The 16,523-nt window shown below is 73.6% G+C and carries 16 protein-coding genes; 7 read left to right on the forward strand and 9 right to left on the reverse strand.

Annotated elements, in window-relative coordinates:
* Window positions 1-26: 26 nt before the first annotated feature.
* The 6 genes from ACILRH_RS02615 to ACILRH_RS02640 form a co-directional block, all read right to left on the reverse strand.
* Window positions 27-515 carry a SigE family RNA polymerase sigma factor gene (locus tag ACILRH_RS02615; protein WP_395690578.1) on the reverse strand — a complete coding sequence of 163 codons (489 nt, stop codon included), beginning with the start codon at window positions 513-515 and terminating at the stop codon, window positions 27-29.
* Complete coding sequence (locus tag ACILRH_RS02620; RefSeq protein ID WP_395690579.1) at window positions 512-802, reverse strand: hypothetical protein; 291 nt, start codon at window positions 800-802, stop codon at window positions 512-514. The genes ACILRH_RS02615 and ACILRH_RS02620 overlap by 4 nt, the downstream gene beginning before the upstream one ends.
* 673 nt (window positions 803-1,475) lie before the next feature.
* A complete protein-coding gene (locus tag ACILRH_RS02625) occupies window positions 1,476-2,003 on the reverse strand; it encodes a SigE family RNA polymerase sigma factor (protein ID WP_395690580.1) in 528 nt (175 codons plus the stop codon).
* A complete protein-coding gene (locus ACILRH_RS02630; protein WP_395690581.1) occupies window positions 2,000-2,836 on the reverse strand; it encodes a hypothetical protein in 837 nt (278 codons plus the stop codon). Before ACILRH_RS02630 ends, ACILRH_RS02625 begins: the two co-directional genes overlap by 4 nt.
* A gap of 71 nt (window positions 2,837-2,907) precedes the next feature.
* Window positions 2,908-3,393 (reverse strand): TIGR00725 family protein, encoded by a 486-nt coding sequence (locus tag ACILRH_RS02635; protein WP_395690582.1) that lies wholly within the window; start codon window positions 3,391-3,393, stop codon window positions 2,908-2,910.
* Window positions 3,390-3,866, reverse strand: coding sequence for a DUF2867 domain-containing protein (locus ACILRH_RS02640; RefSeq protein WP_395690583.1), 477 nt, complete (start codon window positions 3,864-3,866; stop codon window positions 3,390-3,392). The genes ACILRH_RS02635 and ACILRH_RS02640 overlap by 4 nt, the downstream gene beginning before the upstream one ends.
* Window positions 3,867-3,947: 81 nt before the next feature.
* Here ACILRH_RS02640 and fbaA point away from each other — a divergent pair, with 81 nt between their 5' ends.
* Together fbaA and ACILRH_RS02650 are read left to right on the forward strand one after the other, a co-directional pair.
* Window positions 3,948-4,982, forward strand: a complete 1,035-nt coding sequence (gene fbaA / locus ACILRH_RS02645) for a class II fructose-bisphosphate aldolase (RefSeq protein WP_395690584.1) — start codon at window positions 3,948-3,950, stop codon at window positions 4,980-4,982.
* Window positions 4,983-5,171: 189 nt separating this feature from the next.
* On the forward strand, window positions 5,172-6,212 hold the full coding sequence (locus tag ACILRH_RS02650) for a hypothetical protein (protein WP_395690585.1): 1,041 nt from the start codon (window positions 5,172-5,174) through the stop codon (window positions 6,210-6,212).
* 97 nt (window positions 6,213-6,309) lie between these two features.
* Here ACILRH_RS02650 and ACILRH_RS02655 read toward each other — a convergent pair whose 3' ends face one another.
* On the reverse strand, window positions 6,310-7,830 hold the full coding sequence (locus ACILRH_RS02655; RefSeq protein WP_395690586.1) for a DHA2 family efflux MFS transporter permease subunit: 1,521 nt from the start codon (window positions 7,828-7,830) through the stop codon (window positions 6,310-6,312).
* A gap of 38 nt (window positions 7,831-7,868) precedes the next feature.
* Between ACILRH_RS02655 and ACILRH_RS02660 the strand changes: the two genes are divergently transcribed.
* Complete coding sequence (locus ACILRH_RS02660; RefSeq protein ID WP_395690587.1) at window positions 7,869-8,297, forward strand: DUF3151 domain-containing protein; 429 nt, start codon at window positions 7,869-7,871, stop codon at window positions 8,295-8,297.
* Window positions 8,298-8,485: 188 nt separating this feature from the next.
* On the opposite strand, the gene lysS is transcribed toward ACILRH_RS02660, so the two are convergent.
* A complete protein-coding gene (gene lysS / locus ACILRH_RS02665) occupies window positions 8,486-10,207 on the reverse strand; it encodes a lysine--tRNA ligase (RefSeq protein ID WP_395690588.1) in 1,722 nt (573 codons plus the stop codon).
* A 344-nt stretch (window positions 10,208-10,551) separates the two neighbouring features.
* Here lysS and ACILRH_RS02670 point away from each other — a divergent pair, with 344 nt between their 5' ends.
* Window positions 10,552-11,541 (forward strand): helix-turn-helix domain-containing protein, encoded by a 990-nt coding sequence (locus ACILRH_RS02670; RefSeq protein WP_395690589.1) that lies wholly within the window; start codon window positions 10,552-10,554, stop codon window positions 11,539-11,541.
* A gap of 360 nt (window positions 11,542-11,901) precedes the next feature.
* On the opposite strand, the gene ACILRH_RS02675 is transcribed toward ACILRH_RS02670, so the two are convergent.
* Entirely contained in the window at window positions 11,902-12,783 is an 882-nt protein-coding gene (locus tag ACILRH_RS02675) for a diacylglycerol/lipid kinase family protein (protein WP_395690590.1), read from the reverse strand.
* 132 nt (window positions 12,784-12,915) lie between these two features.
* Here ACILRH_RS02675 and ACILRH_RS02680 point away from each other — a divergent pair, with 132 nt between their 5' ends.
* Genes ACILRH_RS02680 through purD form a run of 3 tightly spaced genes read left to right on the forward strand, consistent with a single transcriptional unit; the run spans window position 12,916 to window position 16,410 of the window.
* Window positions 12,916-14,214 carry an adenylosuccinate synthase gene (locus ACILRH_RS02680; RefSeq protein WP_395690591.1) on the forward strand — a complete coding sequence of 433 codons (1,299 nt, stop codon included), beginning with the start codon at window positions 12,916-12,918 and terminating at the stop codon, window positions 14,212-14,214.
* 39 nt (window positions 14,215-14,253) lie between these two features.
* Entirely contained in the window at window positions 14,254-15,123 is an 870-nt protein-coding gene (locus ACILRH_RS02685; RefSeq protein ID WP_395690592.1) for a catalase, read from the forward strand.
* 21 nt (window positions 15,124-15,144) lie between these two features.
* Window positions 15,145-16,410, forward strand: a complete 1,266-nt coding sequence (gene purD / locus ACILRH_RS02690) for a phosphoribosylamine--glycine ligase (protein ID WP_395690593.1) — start codon at window positions 15,145-15,147, stop codon at window positions 16,408-16,410.
* The last annotated feature ends 113 nt before the right edge of the window (window positions 16,411-16,523 follow it).

Consider the following 16,523-nt stretch of genomic DNA (forward strand, 5'->3'; position numbering starts at 1 on the left):
CGCTGGGAAACCGACGAATCCCGGCCTCAGGAGGGCAGCAGCACCGTCCGCAGGGTCGCGAGCGCGCGGGAGGAGTGGCTCTTCACCGTGCCCGTGCCGATCCGCAGCTCCTGGGCGGTCTCCTCGACCGAGAGCCCCAGCCAGTGCCGCAGCACCACGACCTTGCGCTGCATCGTGGGCAGCGCCTGGAGGGCCTCGAAGAGGGCCGTGCGCTCCTCGGCGGCCAGCCCCTCGCGCGCCGGCGGGTCCACCGCGGGCAGACCCGGCGACTCCCGGTGCCACGGACGCCGGTGCTCGTCGATGTCGGCGCGCACGATGATCGTCCGCACGTAGGCCTCCTCGCGGCCGTCGCGCCGGACCCGCGGCCACGCGACGTACAGCTTGACGAGCGCCGTCTGGACGAGGTCGTCGGCGCGGTGCCAGTCCCCACAGATCGCGTAGGCGACCCGGCACAGGTGCGCGCGCCGGCCCCGGACGAACTCCGAGAACTCCGCGTCGCGGTCGGTCGCCCTCACCGCAGGCCGGTCCGGTACCCGCCGAGCCGCACCCGGACCAGCTCGAGGAAGTCGTCGAGGGTGGGTCCGCCGCGGGTCGCGGGCACCGCGACGTACTGCGGCGCGACGTCGCCCGGGCTGGTCCGGGCGAGCGCGTAGTAGCGGTCGCCCGCGAACCGGACCTCCGCGGCCGCGCTCCGGTCCGCACCGGTCGCCCACGCCTCCGGCAGGTCGGGGTGTGCCCGCTGCTCCAGCACGGTGACCCCGTCGAGGGGCGTCAGCTGCTCGGTGGCGCCGTGGAAGCGCACGAGCTGGAGCTCCGTGGCACCCGGCAGGCCGGCGGTCGGGTCGGGGGCGGTCCGTGGCTCCCGGACCGTCGTAGAGGCCGGTCTTCTGCTCGACCGCCCAGTCGCGGAACCCGATGTCGCCGGCCTCCGCGCGGGAGATCCCGGCCGACCGGCCGCCGTACGACGCGTCCTCGTAGCCGACCCACCACAGCTTCGTGCCGGCGGCGTCCTCGTAGGCCAGCGCGACCGACCAGGCGCCGGGGCGCACCTGCCAGGGGTCGTCCCACAGGTCGGTCACCTCGACGCCGGGCGCCAGGTGCAGGCCGTCCGGGCGCAGGGCCACCTCCCACCCCCGGGGCAGGCGGGGATCGCGGATGACCGGGGTGCCGGGTGCCGGCGGGAACGGGGTCGCGGAGGTGTCGGGCGCGGGACCACCGGTCGGTCCGGCGGTCGCCGGCGCGGGCGTCACCTGGGCGGCCGGGCCGGCGCCGCCCAGCGCGGCCGTGGCGACGACCGCGACCGCGACCGCGGCCACGCCCCCGCCCGCCGCGAGGCGTCGTCGCCGCAGTGCCCGCCGGCCGCGGCCGACGAGGTCGGCGTCCGCGAGCCGCGGTGCCGCGCCGATGCTGCGCTCGAGCTCGTCCTGCAGGTCGGTGTCCATGGCATGGGTACGGGGCGAGGCGCCGATCGGTTGTCAGGGCCGGATCGGATGGCGGGGATCGGCCTCCGGCCGGACGTGGTGCAGGAGGTCGCGCAGGGACGCCAGCCCTCGGGAGGAGTGGCTCTTCACGGTGCCCTCGCTGATCCGCAGCTCGCGCGCCGTCTCCCCGACCGAGAGGCCGAGCCAGTGCCGCAGGACCACGGTCTTGCGCTGCATCTCCGGCAGCTGCTGGAGGGCGTCGAGGAGGGCCGAGCGCTCCTCGTAGGGCAGGTCGGCCCGCGCGACCGTGTCGTGCTCCTCGATCCCGGGTCTCTCGCGCCGCCGCCACGGCCGGCGCGACTCGTCGATCGTGGCGCGCACGATGATCTGCCGCGCGTACGCCTCCTCGCGGCCGGCGCGATGGATGCGCGGCCACGCGACGTAGAGCTTGACCAGGGAGACCTGGAGCAGGTCCTCGGCGCGGTGCCAGTCACCGCACAGGGCGTAGGCGACCCGCCGCAGGTGCGCCTGCCGGGCGGCGACGAACGCCGTGTACTCCTCGTCCCGAGACGAGCGGGTCATCGCAGGCCCTCTCCGCTCGCGTACCGCTGCCGGGCCCCGTTCAGGAGCTCGTCGAACGTCGCGCCGACCCTGTCGCGCGGTGGCGTGTAGATCACGTCGAGCTTGCCGTCGATCACCCGCCAGACCACGAAGTAGGTGAAGACGCTGTCCGGCGGCCGGACGACCGCTGCACCGACGGTCGCGCCGGCGGGAGCGAAGGTGTGCCCGAGGTCCGGTTCGTCCGTGCGCTGGACGACCTCGGCCCCCGCCACCGGGACCACCCGTCCGTCGGCGGTGAGTCGCAGGGTCGCCGGGTAGCCATGGCGCCCGCCCCCGCCCGCCGTGACCTGGTCCTCGACCCACGCCCGGAAGCTGGCCCAACCCGCGCTCGGGACCGATGACTGATAGCCGAACCCTCCGGCGTCGTAGTCGGTGAGGATCCACATCCGCTGCCCGTCGTACGTCAGGTCGAACGCGTCGGACCCGCGGGGCTCCTGGTAGCCGTAGGGGTTGCGCACCCGCTCGTGGATCGCGGTCCCCGGTCGGATCTCGAGCTCCCCGCCGACGTAGCGGACCGGCGTGTCGTCCTCCCACGGTGCCGGCGTCGGCGATGTCGACGGCGACGGCGGGTCGGAGGCGATGATCCGACCCGCGTCGCGGTCGGGACCGGAGGCACCGAGGGTGTACGTCGCCCCGAGGGCGGCGACCACGGTGCACGCCGCGACCGCGCCCACCGTCCGGCGCCGGCGCAGGGCGCGGCGCCCCGCGGTCAGGTGCCGCTCGACCGGGCGCGTGGCGGGCTCGTCGACGAACGCGCGCTCGAGCTCATCACGCAGCTGCTCTGCCTGGGACATCGGGCCACCTCTCTCCTGCTCCTGCCCCTGAAGACGGAGCGGGGTCCGCGGTGGTTGTCAGCGCCGGTCGGTCAGCCGTCCAGCAGGTCACCGACGGCGACCACCGCCGCGCCGGCGTCGCCCACGACCAGGCCGACGTCCTCGGGCAGCTCCCACGGGTCGACGAGCACCAGCGGCACGCCGGTGCGGCGGGCGATGGCGATCTCGCTGAGGGTGCCCCAGCTGCAGCCGACCGCGACGACCGCGTCGGCGGCCCGGACCAGCAGGCCGTTGCGCAGCTCGCCGAGCCCAGTGGGGAGCAGCAGGGTGTGCTCGGGGGCGCCGGCGTCGCGGTCGAGGCCGGGCAGCAGACCCACCGACGTCCCGCCGCCCGCGCGGCACCCCGCGGCGGCCGCCTGCATCACCCCGTGGTGACCGCCGGTGAGCAGCACCGCGCCGGCCACCGCGAGGAGCCGGCCGACCTCGCGGGCCGTGGCCAGGTCCGTGGCGCGGGCACCGTCGGCGGGACCGACCACGGCGACGTACCGGCCTCCGAGCGAGCCGGGTGGCAGCGTCACCGGCCGACCTCCGTCACGGTCCGCTGGTGCGCGAGCTCGACGACCAGCTCGCGGGCGGGCAGGTCGACCAGCAGGTACGCCGACCCGAGCAGGCCGTCGGGCTCGACGGTGACGGTCTGCCGCAGCGTGCACCCGTCCGGGACGCGTGGCAGCACCCGCGAGGTCAGCCGCACCCGGCCCGGGGCGCGGACCGCCGCCTCCAGCACCAGGCGCCGCTCCTGCGGGTCGGCCACCCGGACCTCCCAGAACCCGGCCCGGTCACCGGCCTCCAGGGCCGTCCGGTCCGGTGCCGGCCAGCGCCGACCCTCGCCGCCGACCGCGCGGTCGACCGCTCCACGCACCACGAACGGCACCGCGTCGACGTACCAGTGCCGGCCGCTCCCGGCAGCGGTCAGCCGGGCCCACGCGACGTCCGCGGGCAACCCCAGGTCGGACGCCCGGCCGGAGGCGTGCAGCCGCGTGAGACGTCTCATGGGCCCACCGTACGAGGGAGGGCTAGGGTCGGACTCAGAAGAGCTCGAGACACAGCCCGAGCCGGTCGGAGGAGCCCCAGCATGCCCATCGTCACCCCTGAGAAGTACGCCGCGATGCTCGACGCCGCCAAGGAGAACGAGTACGCCTACCCGGCGATCAACGTGTCGTCCTCGCAGACGCTCAACGCCGCCCTCGCGGGCTTCGCCGAGGCGGGCTCCGACGGCATCATCCAGGTCTCCACGGGCGGCGCGGAGTACCTCTCCGGCCCGACGGTCAAGGACATGGTCGCGGGCTCGGTGGCGTTCGCGGCGTACGCCCGCGAGGTGGCGAAGAACTACCCCGTCAACATCGCCCTGCACACCGACCACTGCCCCAAGGACAAGCTGGACGGCTTCGTGCGCCCGCTGCTGGCGATCTCGGAGGAGCGGGTCGCGCGCGGCGAGGAGCCGCTGTTCCAGTCGCACATGTGGGACGGCTCGGCGGTGCCGCTGGCCGAGAACCTCACCATCGCCGAGGAGCTGCTCGACCGGTGCGTCAAGGCCAAGATCGTCCTCGAGATCGAGGTCGGCGTGGTCGGCGGCGAGGAGGACGGTGTCGCCCACGACATCAACGAGAAGCTCTACTCCACCCCGGAGGACGCGATCGCGACCGCCAAGGCGCTGGGGTACGGCGACCGCGGCTACTACATGACCGCGCTGACGTTCGGCAACGTGCACGGCGTCTACAAGCCCGGCAACGTCAAGCTCCGCCCCAAGGTGCTGAAGAAGGCACAGGAGGCGGTCGTCGAGGAGTTCGGCCTCGAGCCCGGCAGCAAGCCCTTCCACCTGGTCTTCCACGGCGGCTCGGGCTCGTCGGCCGAGGAGATCGCCGCGGCCGTGGGCTACGGCGTGGTGAAGATGAACGTCGACACCGACACCCAGTACGCCTTCACCCGCCCGATCGCGGGCCACATGTTCCACCACTACGACGGTGTGCTGAAGATCGACGGCGAGGTCGGCCACAAGAAGCAGTACGACCCCCGCGCCTGGGGCAAGGCCGGCGAGGCCGGCATGGCCGCTCGGGTCGTCGAGGCCTGCGAGAACCTCAGCTCGGCCGGGAAGTCCCTCGGGGTCTGAGCCTCCACCGCCGCCTGTAACGCGGGGTTATGGTCGCTGCAGTCGCGGTCTGCGACTGCGAGAGCGACCATAACCCCGCGTTACAGCTGACGGCCCGATGACCGTCCACAGGCCCGCTCCGAGAGCGCTCGTCCCCAGGTCGGTCGGGCCTGCCTGACGAGAGCTGCCGGATGGGCGCACTCTCGCGGCATGCGTCCCGAGCTCGCCGCCGTCGCGGCCACCCAGTCCGGCCTGGTGCTGCGTCGGCAGGCGATCGCGGCCGGCTACCGCGAGCGTGAGCTGCGGACCCTGACCGGGGTCCGCGGCAGCTGGGTCGTCGTGCGTCGCGGTGTGTACGTCGACCGCACGACCTGGGACGCGGTGGGCGAGGACGGCAGGTGGCGGCTGCGCGACCTCGCGGCGCACCTGACCATGACCGCGCCCCACGTCTTCAGCCACGACTCCGCGGCGCGCGCCCTGGAGCTCCCGTTCCTGCGTCCGGCACAGATGCTCAGCCACGTGACCCGGCCCGGGGTCTGGGGTTCGCGGACGGAGCACGGCGTCAAGCACCACCTCTCCCGGCAGCAGCCGAGGCTGGGTGCCACCGTCGACGGCGTACCGGTCACCGGACTGGCGCGCACGACCGTCGACCTCGGTCGCGAGCACGGCTTCGTCACGGGCGTGACTGCCTGCGACGCCGCGCTCCGCCGCGGAGTCTCGCGTGCAGAGCTCGAGTCCGAGGTGGCAGCCATGTGGTGCTGGCCGAACATCACCGGTGCGCGCAGCGCCGTCGAAGCCGCCGACCCCGGAGCCGAGAACCTCGCCGAGTCGCTCGCCCGCCTCCTGGTCGCCGAGCTGGCGCCGGAGCTCGGTCGCCCGCGGACGCAGTTCCCGATCCGCACGCCGTCCGGCGTCTTCTGGTGCGACGTGCTCCTCGGTACCCAGCTCTTCGAGCTCGACGGCCGGATCAAGTACCGGCTTCTCCAGGACGGAGGCGTCGCCCGGCGCCCGGTCGAGGACGTCGTGTGGGAGGAGAAGCGGCGGCAGACGGAGATCTGCGCGGAGGGCGTCGGGATGTCCCGGCTCGTGTGGGACGACCTCTTCGGGGCGGCCCGCGTCCGCGCCGCGCGACGTCTGCGTGCCGAGCTCGCGGTCACGAGGGCTCGGTTCGGGGATCGGCTCCCCGAGCACCTCGAGCGGACGGCGCGTGAGCTCGCCGACGTCCGCCGCCGCCGGATCTACGGTCGCTGACGGTCGCTCACCGACATCACGCCGGTCGTGGCTCTGGTGCGGTGGTGTGGTCGCTGCGGCAGTCGCATACGGCTGCTGCAGCGACCACAACCCCGCGTTACAGCTGCTCGCTCGCCGGAACCGCCCGGGTGGGTGCGGGGGTGACCGCGAAGCCGGCGTGCCGAGGCTTCTCGAAGAAGAGCACCGCGACCAGGCCGATGAGGAACGCGAAGGTCGGCAGCAGCACGGCGCTGGCCATCGCGTCGCTGAAGGCCGCGGCGACCGCCGGCGGCATGGCGCCACCGGAGGCGGCGCCCTCGGCGCCGGAGAACGACGACGAGAGCCCCTCGGCCGCGAGCCGCGAGTCGATCAGCACCGCGATGGCGGCGGAGCCGAGCACGGCGCCCACCTGCCGGGTCGCGTTGTAGACGCCGGAGCCGGCGCCGGCGAGCTGGATCGGCAGGTTGCGGGTCGCGGTGGCGCTGTTGGGTGCCCAGACGAACGCGTTGCCGACGCCGAAGACCATCATCGGCGGCACCGTCCACCAGATCGAGGTGTCCGGCGTCATCACCCGGGTCAGCCAGAAGAGGCCGACGAACAGGCAGGTGAACCCGAAGGCCGTGAGGATGCGTGGGTGCACCCGGTCGGTGAGGCCACCGACGAACCGGGCCAGCAGGATCGTCATCAGCGCCATCGGCGCCAGCAGGAGCGCCGCCCGGGTCGGGCTGAGCCCGCGCACGACCTGGGCCCAGATCATGATCGGGATCGACAGCGACGTGATCGAGAAGCCCATGACCGTGATGGCGACGTTGGCGAGCGAGTAGTTGCGGTCGCGGAACAGGCGCAGCGGCACCAGCGGCTCGGACCGGTTGCGCGCCTGCCAGCCGACGAAGAGCGCGAGGACCACCACGCCGGAGATGATCAGCGCCCAGATGGTGGCGCTCCAGTCGTACTGGTGGCCCTCCTGGATCCCGAAGACCAGCAGGAACATGCCGACCCCGCTCAGGGCGACGCCGAGCCAGTCGAACTGGTGGGTGTGCGTCGGCAGCGACGGCACCAGGCGCCAGGCGAGCGCGAAGCCGATGACGCCGACCGGGACGTTGATGAAGAAGATCCACTCCCAGCCGAACCCGTCGACCAGCAGGCCGCCGAGGATCGGACCCACCAGCGTCGCGACACCGGCGGTCGCGCCCCACAGCGCCATCGCCCGGCCGCGACGGTCGGCGGGGAAGATCCGGGTGATGATGGCCATCGTCTGGGGCGTGATCATCGAGGCGCCGAGGCCCTGGACGACCCGGGCCGCGATCAGCATCCCGATCGAGGCGGTCAGGCCGCACCACAGCGACGCGAGCGTGAAGACCGTCAGGCCGACCAGGTAGAGGTTCTTCGGGCCGTACCGGTCGCCCAGGCGGCCGGTGATCAGCACGGGGACGGCGTAGGCCAGCAGGTAGGCGCTGGTCACCCAGACGACGTCGTTGACGTCGGCGTTGAGGTCCTCGATGATCGCGGGCGTCGCGACCGAGACGATCGTGGTGTCGACCAGGATCATGAAGAAGCCGATGCAGAGCGCGAAGAGCGCCGGCCAGGGCTCCTTGCCTCCCGTCGGGTCCGTCGTCGTCGGGGCTGTCTGCTGGGTCACAGCACTACCTAACACCCGGGTGTGGACAATTGCTTCCCATGAGCTCCTTCAGCGGATCGGACCTGATGGCGGGACCCCCGCCGACCCACCTCCCGGAGGACCCCGCCGCGGTCGACCTGGTGCCGGGGGCGGACGCGATGGACGTCGTACGCCGCCACCCCGACTCGCCGCTCGCCTGGGCGACCCTCGCGACCCTCGCCGCCGACCAGGGCGAGGACCCGGTGACCACCTACGCCTACGCCCGGGTCGGCTACCACCGCAGCCTGGACCTGCTGCGCCGCAACGGCTGGAAGGGCCACGGCCCGGTGCCGTGGGAGCACGAGCCCAACCGCGGCTTCCTCACCTGCCTCGCGCTGCTCGCGCTCGCCGCCCGGGCGATCGGCGAGGACGCCGAGTGGGAGCGCTGCTCGACATTCCTGCGCGACTCCAGCCCGACCGGCTACGACGAGCTGCTGGGCGAGGAGTAGCGGCCACCTGTCGCCCAGGACCCGCCCGACACGCCGGCGGTCCGCGCCGTGGCGTGCGGGTTCCGGCGGTCGGCCGCCGAGACCCGCGCCCGCTCAGCCACGGGGGTCGTCAGGGGAAGCGTGCACGACACGCCGTGCCGCTGCGGCGTGTCGTGCACATTTCGCCGGTCGACCGGTGAAACGAACGCCTAGCGAGGAGTGAGCAGCTCGCGCACCCTCGCCGCGCCGAGCGCGAGGAAGAGCGTGGGCAGCCGCGGACCGCGGTCGGCGTCGACGAGCAGCTGGTAGAGCAGCCGGAAGAAGGCCTTCTGGTCCTGCTTGACCTCGTCGGTCGGGGCGTCGTCGAGGCCGAGGCCGCGGGCGAGCTTCGGCACGCCGTAGACGAGCGCCGTCGTGGGCTCCAGCTCGAGGTGGTCGGGCAGCCGGTCGAGCAGCTGGCGCAGCCAGAGCTCCTCGTCCTCCGAGAGCGCGGCCAGGCGCTCCAGGTCGGGGGACTCGCGCACAGTGGTGCGCTCCTCGGCCGGGACGAACTCGGAGATCCACGTCATCGCCTTGCCCAGCCGCGGCTCGAGGTCGGCGACCGAGGCGTGCTCGTGCCCGACGTCGCCGACGATCCGCCCGATCAGCTCCGCGCTGCCCGCGGTCACGTCCGCGACCGACGACAGCAGCCGGAACGGCACGACCACGCGCGGCGTCGGCAGGGTCCCCGCGCTCGCCGTCGCCGACGCGCGCTCGAACGCCAGCACCTGGGCGTCGCGGCGCCCGGGGTCGGCGGCCTTGCGTCCCAGGGCGTCCCACTCGTCGTAGAGCCGCACGACCTCGGCCCCGAAGTCGATCGTGAAGGCCTGCTTGGGCTGGCGGCGGACGTAGAGCCAGCGCAGCACCGGCGCCTCGAGCACCTTCAGCGCGTCGGCCGCGGTCGGGACGCCGCCCCGCGACGACGACATCTTCTGCACGCCGGCGAACCCGACGAACGCGTATGCGACGTACGACGGCGCCCGGAAGTCGAAGACCCGCTTCACCAGCTCCTTGCCGACCGTGTACGACGACCCCGGCGTCGAGTGGTCGAGCCCGCCGGGCTCGAAGTCGACGCCCTCGAAGGCCCAGCGCATCGGCCAGTCGACCTTCCAGACCAGCTTGCCGTCGTGCTCGGTCGCGATGTTGGTGACGCCACTGAACCCGCACGAGGAGCAGGCGTAGGACAGGTCGGTCGTCTCGTCGTCGTACGCCGTGATCCGGACCGTGTCGCGCCCGCATTGGCGGCAGTAGGGCTTGTAGGGGAACCGGTCGAGGTCGCCGCCGCCCGTGGGCTCGTCGTCCTCGTCCGCGACGGAGTCCTCGAGCGCCTCGGCCTCCTGCGGGGACTCCACGACCGGATCGGCCTTCTTGGTGCGGTGCCTGGCCAGCACCTCCTCCACGACGTCGCGGTGGCGGATCGCGTGGAGGACCTGCTCGGTGTAGACGCCGGCGCGGTAGTGCTCGGTCTGGGAGACCTCCTCCATCTCGACGCCCATCTCCGCGAGCGCGTCGCGCAACGGCGCCTTGAAGTGGTCGGCCCACGAGCCGTGGCACTCCCACGGGTCCGGGACCGCCGAGAGCGGCCGCCCGATGTGCTCGCTCCACGACGGGTCGACGCCGGCGGGCACCTTGCGGAAGCGGTCGAAGTCGTCCCAGCTGTGCAGGTGGCGCACGGCGATGCCGCGGCGGCGGATCTCCTCGGCGACGAAGTGCGGGGTGAGGAACTCGCGCAGGTTGCCCAGGTGGATCGGGCCCGACGGGCTGGCTCCGGACGCACACGTGATGACGTGGCCGGCGAGGTCCTCGCCGTACCGCTGCTGGGCGTGCCGGATCGCGTCGTCGGCTGCGCGGGTGACCCAGTCGGTCGGGTCCCCCGAGGCGCCTCGTGCCATCGGTGCTGCTCCTGCTGGTCTGGGGTCGGGCGTGGTCGGCCGCCCACGCTACCGGGCACCGCAGCGGGCCGGCGCGCGAGGACCGCGGAGCGGGCCGGACAAGGGGAGAGGGAGGGGGAGAGTGAGGGGAGAGCGCCGGTCCGTCGCCCAGAGACGGTGTCCCGGCGCCCTCGCCCGGGCCGCGCGGCACGACCGATCCCCCGATGCGGGTCGTACCGTGGCGCGTCGCACCCCGAGAACGGGAAGCGCGACGCGTCACCGCGGCACCGGAATCGTCGCACTGACCGCTCCCTGCCAAACGAGCGAAGCGGCCGGTGGCACCAAGTTGCCAGTAGGCTGCCGGGGTGCCACGCACCGACCCGACGACCGTGCTGACCGCGCTCGGCTTCAGCCCCGCCATGGAACGCACCTACGAGCGGGTGCTGCGGCAGTCCGGGCAGCGGCTGCCCTGGGTCGCCGCGTCGGTCTCGCGGACCCCGGAGGACCTGCTGCGCGACCTCGCCCCGCTCGTGGAGCGCGGGATCGTACGGGTCGTCGACGACCGGGTGCTGGTCGAGACGCCGGCCCAGGCCGTGGCCCGTCTCCTCGTCGAGCGCAGCGAGGACGCCGCGCGGACCAACGCGGACCTCACCGCGCTGGCCCGCGCCGTGCCGCTGCTGGTGGCGGCCACCGCGCGGCCCCGCGACGACGAGGTCGACGACAAGCGGCCGATCGACGGGGAGATCACCACGGGCGGCAACCCGGCCCTGCTCATCGGCGCGCTGATCCGGCAGAGCAGGGGCGACCTGGCCTGGTTGCGTCCCGACCAGTGGCGGATCGAGCGTGAGGACGCGATGCTCGATGTCATCCGCGACCTGGTCGCCGAGGGCCGCCGCTCGCGGGCGATCTACCCGCTCCGGGTACTGCAGGAGGCGCCCGACGTCGTACGGCGCCGCGCCGAGGCGGGCGAGCAGGTCCGGCTGCTCCCGGAGATCCCCACCCGGATGTTCGTGATCGGCTCCTCCCACGCGGTGCTGCCCGAGCCGCTCGGGTTCGTCGACGAGCCCCGGTCGCTCATCCGTCAGCAGGGCCTGGTCGAGGCGCTGCTGCTGCTCTTCGAGCAGCTGTGGGACCGGGCCGAGCCGCTCGCGGGGTCAGGCGAGCAGGACCGGTCCGGCGTACGCCGGGCGCTCCTGCGCCAGCTCGCCGACGGGGCCCACGACGAGCAGATCGCCCGCCGGCTCGGGATCAGCCTGCGCACCGTGCGCCGCCGGGTCGCGGACCTGATGAGCGAGCTCGGCGCGGACACCCGGTTCCAGGCCGGCGTCGAGGCCGCCCGGCGCGGCTGGCTATGAGCTGCCGCGGGCCGAGCCTGCGAGGACCGCGATCCTGCAGCCAGGTCTCTCGCCGCGCGGCAGAGGGGACGAAGCCGCGACCGGCGTACCGAGACCCGGTCGGACGCGATCGGTCAGGACCTCCGCGGGCCGTGAGCGCGCAATTGTTGGGAGACGTCGTCGTGGGAGCGCTCCCGACGGTGCGTCACCCAGCAATTGCGCCGGACGGCGCGCGCCTCGGTCGCGATCGGTCAGGACCTCCGCGGGCCGTGAGCGCGCAATTGTTGGGAGATGTCGTCGTGGGAGCGCTCCCGACGGCGCGTCACCCAGCAATTGAGCCGGACGGCGCGCGCCTCGGACGCGGACCGCAGCAGCAGCTCATCACGGCAGCACCATCTGGTAGGCGCCCGGCTCGACGTGCCAGGTGCGCTGCCGCTCGGGGCCGTAGATCTCGCCGTCCGCGCTGCACCAGAACGGGCCGCCGGACACCGAGACCCGCCGGCCGCGCAGGTAGGTGACGTCCTCGCGGTGGTGGTGGGTGGCGAACCCCAGCCGCAGCGCGTAGAGCACGCGGGCGAGCGGGCCGGTCGAGCGGGAGATGAGCACGTCGACCTGGCCGTCCTCGGGGTCGGCCTCCGGGGTGAGGTGCGTGCCGCCGCCGACGGAGGGGCCGTTGCCGACGGCGACCATCAGCACCGGCCGGTCCAGGTCGCAGACGACCTCGCCGTCGATCTCGACGCGCACCCGCACCACGGCGGGGTCGACGGCGGTCAGGAGCGCGCCGACCGGGTAGGCGATCTTGCCGAACCGCTCCTTCAGGCTCGCGCCGCGCCTGCTGGCCTCCGCGCCGGCACCGACGTGCACGCTGTTGACGACGATCTCGCCGACCTCGTCGACCACCAGGTCCATCGGGCGCGGGGTGCCGTCGAGCACCACGCGTGCGGCCTCCTCGGGGTCGAGCGGGACGTCGACGCCGCGGGCGAAGTCGTTGCCGGTGCCCAGCGGCAGCAGCCCCAGCACCGTGCGCTCCAGCTGGCGCCGCCGGTGCAGGGCGGAGAGCACGGCGTGCAGGCTGCCGTCACCGCCCGCGACCACGATCCGGCGCGACCCGGCGCGGTGCAGCACCCCGTCGAGCTCGCCGGGGTTCGAGGTCGCGGCGACCTCCACCGACGCGCGCTCACGGAGCACCGCGAGCGCAGCGCCGAGGTTCTCCTCGTCCGCCGTCCCGGCGTCGCTGTTGGTGATGACGAGGAGGGGGTCCACCAGTCGGACACTACCCGTCGAGAAGAGGCACGGTCGTCGGTGCGGTCGCTTTGGTAGCGTGTGGCCGCAAGAGCTCCGGTGCTGTTGCGCCGGAGCCTTTTGACTGTCCAGAGCAGGTGCGAGGAGACACAGATGCCCGCCATCGCCATCATCGGCGCCCAGTGGGGTGACGAGGGGAAGGGCAAGGCGACCGACCTCCTGGGCTCCCGCGTCGACTACGTCGTCAAGTTCAACGGCGGCAACAACGCCGGCCACACCGTGGTGATCGACCAGCCCGACGGACGCAGCGAGAAGTACGCCCTGCACCTGCTGCCCAGCGGCATCCTCACCCCGGGCTGCACGCCCGTGATCGGCAACGGCGTCGTCATCGACCTCGCCGTGCTCTTCGAGGAGCTCGACGGCCTGGTCGCCCGCGGCGTCGACGTGAGCCGGCTGCGGGTCAGCGCCAACGCGCACGTGATCGCCGACTACAACCGCACGCTCGACAAGGTCACCGAGCGCTTCCTGGGCAGCCGCCGGATCGGCACGACCGGGCGGGGGATCGGCCCGACGTACGCCGACAAGATGAACCGCATCGGCATCCGGGTCCAGGACCTCTTCGACGAGCACATCCTCACCCAGAAGGTCGAGGGCGCCCTCGAGCTGAAGAACCAGGTGCTCACCAAGATCTACAACCGGCGTGCGGTCACCGTCGAGGCCACCGTCGAGGAGCTCCTCGGGTACGCCGACCGCCTGCGCCCGATGGTCTGCGACACCGGGCTGCTGCTCAACCAGGCGCTCGACCGGGACGAGACGGTGCTGCTCGAGGCCGGCCAGGCCACGCTGCTCGACGTCGACCACGGGACCTACCCGTTCGTCACCTCGTCGTCGGCCACCGCCGGCGGCGCGTGCACCGGCTCCGGCATCCCGCCGACCCGGCTCGACCGGATCATCGGGATCGTCAAGGCCTACACGACCCGCGTCGGTGAGGGGCCGTTCCCGACCGAGCTGGACGACGACGCGGGCGAGCATCTGCGCCAGGTCGGCGCCGAGTTCGGCACGACCACCGGCCGGCCGCGCCGCTGCGGCTGGTACGACGCGGTCATCGCCCGCTACGCCGCCCGCGTCAACGGGGTCACCGACTTCGTGCTCACCAAGCTCGACGTGCTGACCGGGCTGGAGCAGGTCCCGGTCTGCGTCGCGTACGACGTCGACGGCGCCCGCCACGACGAGATGCCGGTCAACCAGAGCGACTTCCACCACGCGACGCCGATCTACGAGTACCTCGACGGCTGGTCGGAGGACATCTCCGGTGCCCGCACCTTCGCCGACCTGCCGGCCAGCGCGCGGGCGTACGTCGAGGCGGTCGAGGCCATGTCCGGGGCCCGGATCTCCGCGGTCGGCGTCGGCCCGTCGCGCGACGCGACCGTCGTGCGCCACGACCTGGTCTGACTCTCGTCGCGCGACGCCGGAGCGGCTAGCGTCGCGTCCATGATCGACCCCACCGTCGCGATCGACCGGCTGCGCGCCGCCTTCGGCGGCCCCGACCGGCACCGCACCCTGCACGCGAAGGGCCGGTTCTATGCGGGCACCTTCACCGCCACGCCGGAGGCGGCCGCCCTCGGTCGCGCCGGCCACCTGACCGGCGACCCGGTCCCGGTCGTCGTGCGCTGGTCCAACGCCGGGGGCGACGCCGACGTCCCGGACAAGGTGCCCGACATCCGGGGCATGGCGGTGAAGTTCCGGCTGCCGGACGGCACCGAGACCGACCTGCTCGGCCAGACCTCGCGACGGTTCCCGACCGACAGCCCCGAGGAGTTCGTCGCGATGACGGAGGCGTCGCGGCATCAGGCGACGTTCCCGCTCTTCCTGCTCCGCCACCCGCGGATGGTGCCGGCGATCGTCGACGGGCTGCGCAGCAAGGCGGTGTCCTCGCCGCGCAGCTTCACCGAGCGCACCTACTACCCGATCCACGCCTACGGCTGGCGCGACGCCGAGGGTCGGCGCAGCTGGGTGCGCTACTCGTTCGTGCCGCAGCCGGCGGCGACGCTCGACCAGGCCTTCGGCGGCCCGGACCGGCTCTTCGAGGAGATGGCGGCGCGGCTCGCGCAGGGGCCGGTGCGCTTCGACGTACGCCTGCAGGTCGCCGGCGCCGGTGACGACCCGCACCACGCGACGTCGGTCTGGAAGCACGCGCGCGACCTGCTCGGCGGCACACTCGAGGTGACCGAGGAGCTGCCGGACCAGGATCCCCTGGTCTTCGACCCGGCGCGCGTCGTCGACGGCATCGAGCTCTCCGACGACCCGATCCTGCGCTTCCGGCCGGCGGCGTACTCGGAGTCGATCAGCCGCCGGACCTGACGACCTCTAGGCTGGGCGCCCGTGAAGACGCTCGTCATCGGCACCGGCGGCCGCGAGCACGCGCTCGCCCTCGCGCTCGCGCAGGACCCGGCGGTGACCGAGGTGCACGCCGCCCCCGGCAACCCGGGGATCGCCGCGGTCGCCACCCTGCACGACGTCGACGCGATGTCCGGCGGAGCCGTCGCCGGCCTCGCCGCCTCGCTGGGGGTCGACCTGGTGGTGGTCGGGCCCGAGGCACCCCTGGTGGCCGGGGTGGCCGACACCGTGCGCGAGCAGGGGATCGCGGTCTTCGGCCCGTCCCGCGCCGCGGCCCGGCTGGAGGGCTCCAAGGCGTTCTCCAAGGAGGTGATGGCGGCGGCCGGGGTGCCGACCGCCGGCTCGCGCACCTGCGAGACGTCGGCCGAGGTGGAGGCGGCGCTCGACGCCTTCGGGCCGCCGTACGTCGTCAAGGACGACGCGCTGGCCGCCGGCAAGGGCGTCGTGGTCACCCGGGACCGCGAGGCCGCCCTCGCCCACGCGGCGGGCTGTGGGCGGGTCGTCGTCGAGGAGTTCCTCGACGGTCCGGAGGTGTCGCTGTTCGCCGTGTGCGACGGGACGACGGCGTACGCGCTCCAGCCCGCGCAGGACTTCAAGCGGATCTTCGACGGCGGGCGTGGGCCCAACACCGGGGGGATGGGCTCGTACACGCCGCTGACCTGGGCCCGGCCCGACCTGGCCGAGGTGGTGCTGGACTCGGTGGTGCTGCCGACGCTGGGCGAGATGGCGCGGCGGGGCACGCCGTTCGTGGGCTGCCTCTACGTCGGGCTCGCGCTGACCCCGGCCGGGCCGCGGGTGATCGAGTTCAACGTGCGGTTCGGCGACCCGGACGTCCAGCCGGTGCTGGCGCTCCTGGACTCGCCGTTCGGCGAGCTGCTGCTGGCGGCGGCCGAGGGCCGGCTCGCCGACGTGGCCCCGCCGGCCTTCCGCCCCGGCGCGGCGGTCAGCGTCGTGCTGGCCTCAGCCGGCTACCCCGAGTCGTCGTCGACGGGTGACGTGATCACCGGTGTCGAGGCGGCCGCTGCCGAGGAGGGGGTCGACGTGGTCCACGCCGGCACCGCGCTCGACGGCGACCGGCTGGTGACCGCGGGCGGCCGGGTCCTCGCCGTACGTGCCGTCGGCTCGGACGTCGCCGACGCCCGCGCCCGGGCGTACGCCGCCGCCCGCCTGGTCACCTTCCCCGGCCTGCAGCGGCGCAGCGACATCGCCGCCGAGCCCCTCGGCGTCGTCGAGGGCGCCTCTCTGCGTTGAGTTGGGCGTTGTGACCGGTTGAGTTGAGCGTTGTGACCCGGAGGGTGGTCCGAACCCTCGACTCAACCGGTCACAACCCTCAACTCAACCGGGCGGCGGTGGGGGACAGCAGG

Source organism: Nocardioides sp. (assembly GCF_044226765.1).
GTDB lineage: Bacteria > Actinomycetota > Actinomycetes > Propionibacteriales > Nocardioidaceae > Nocardioides.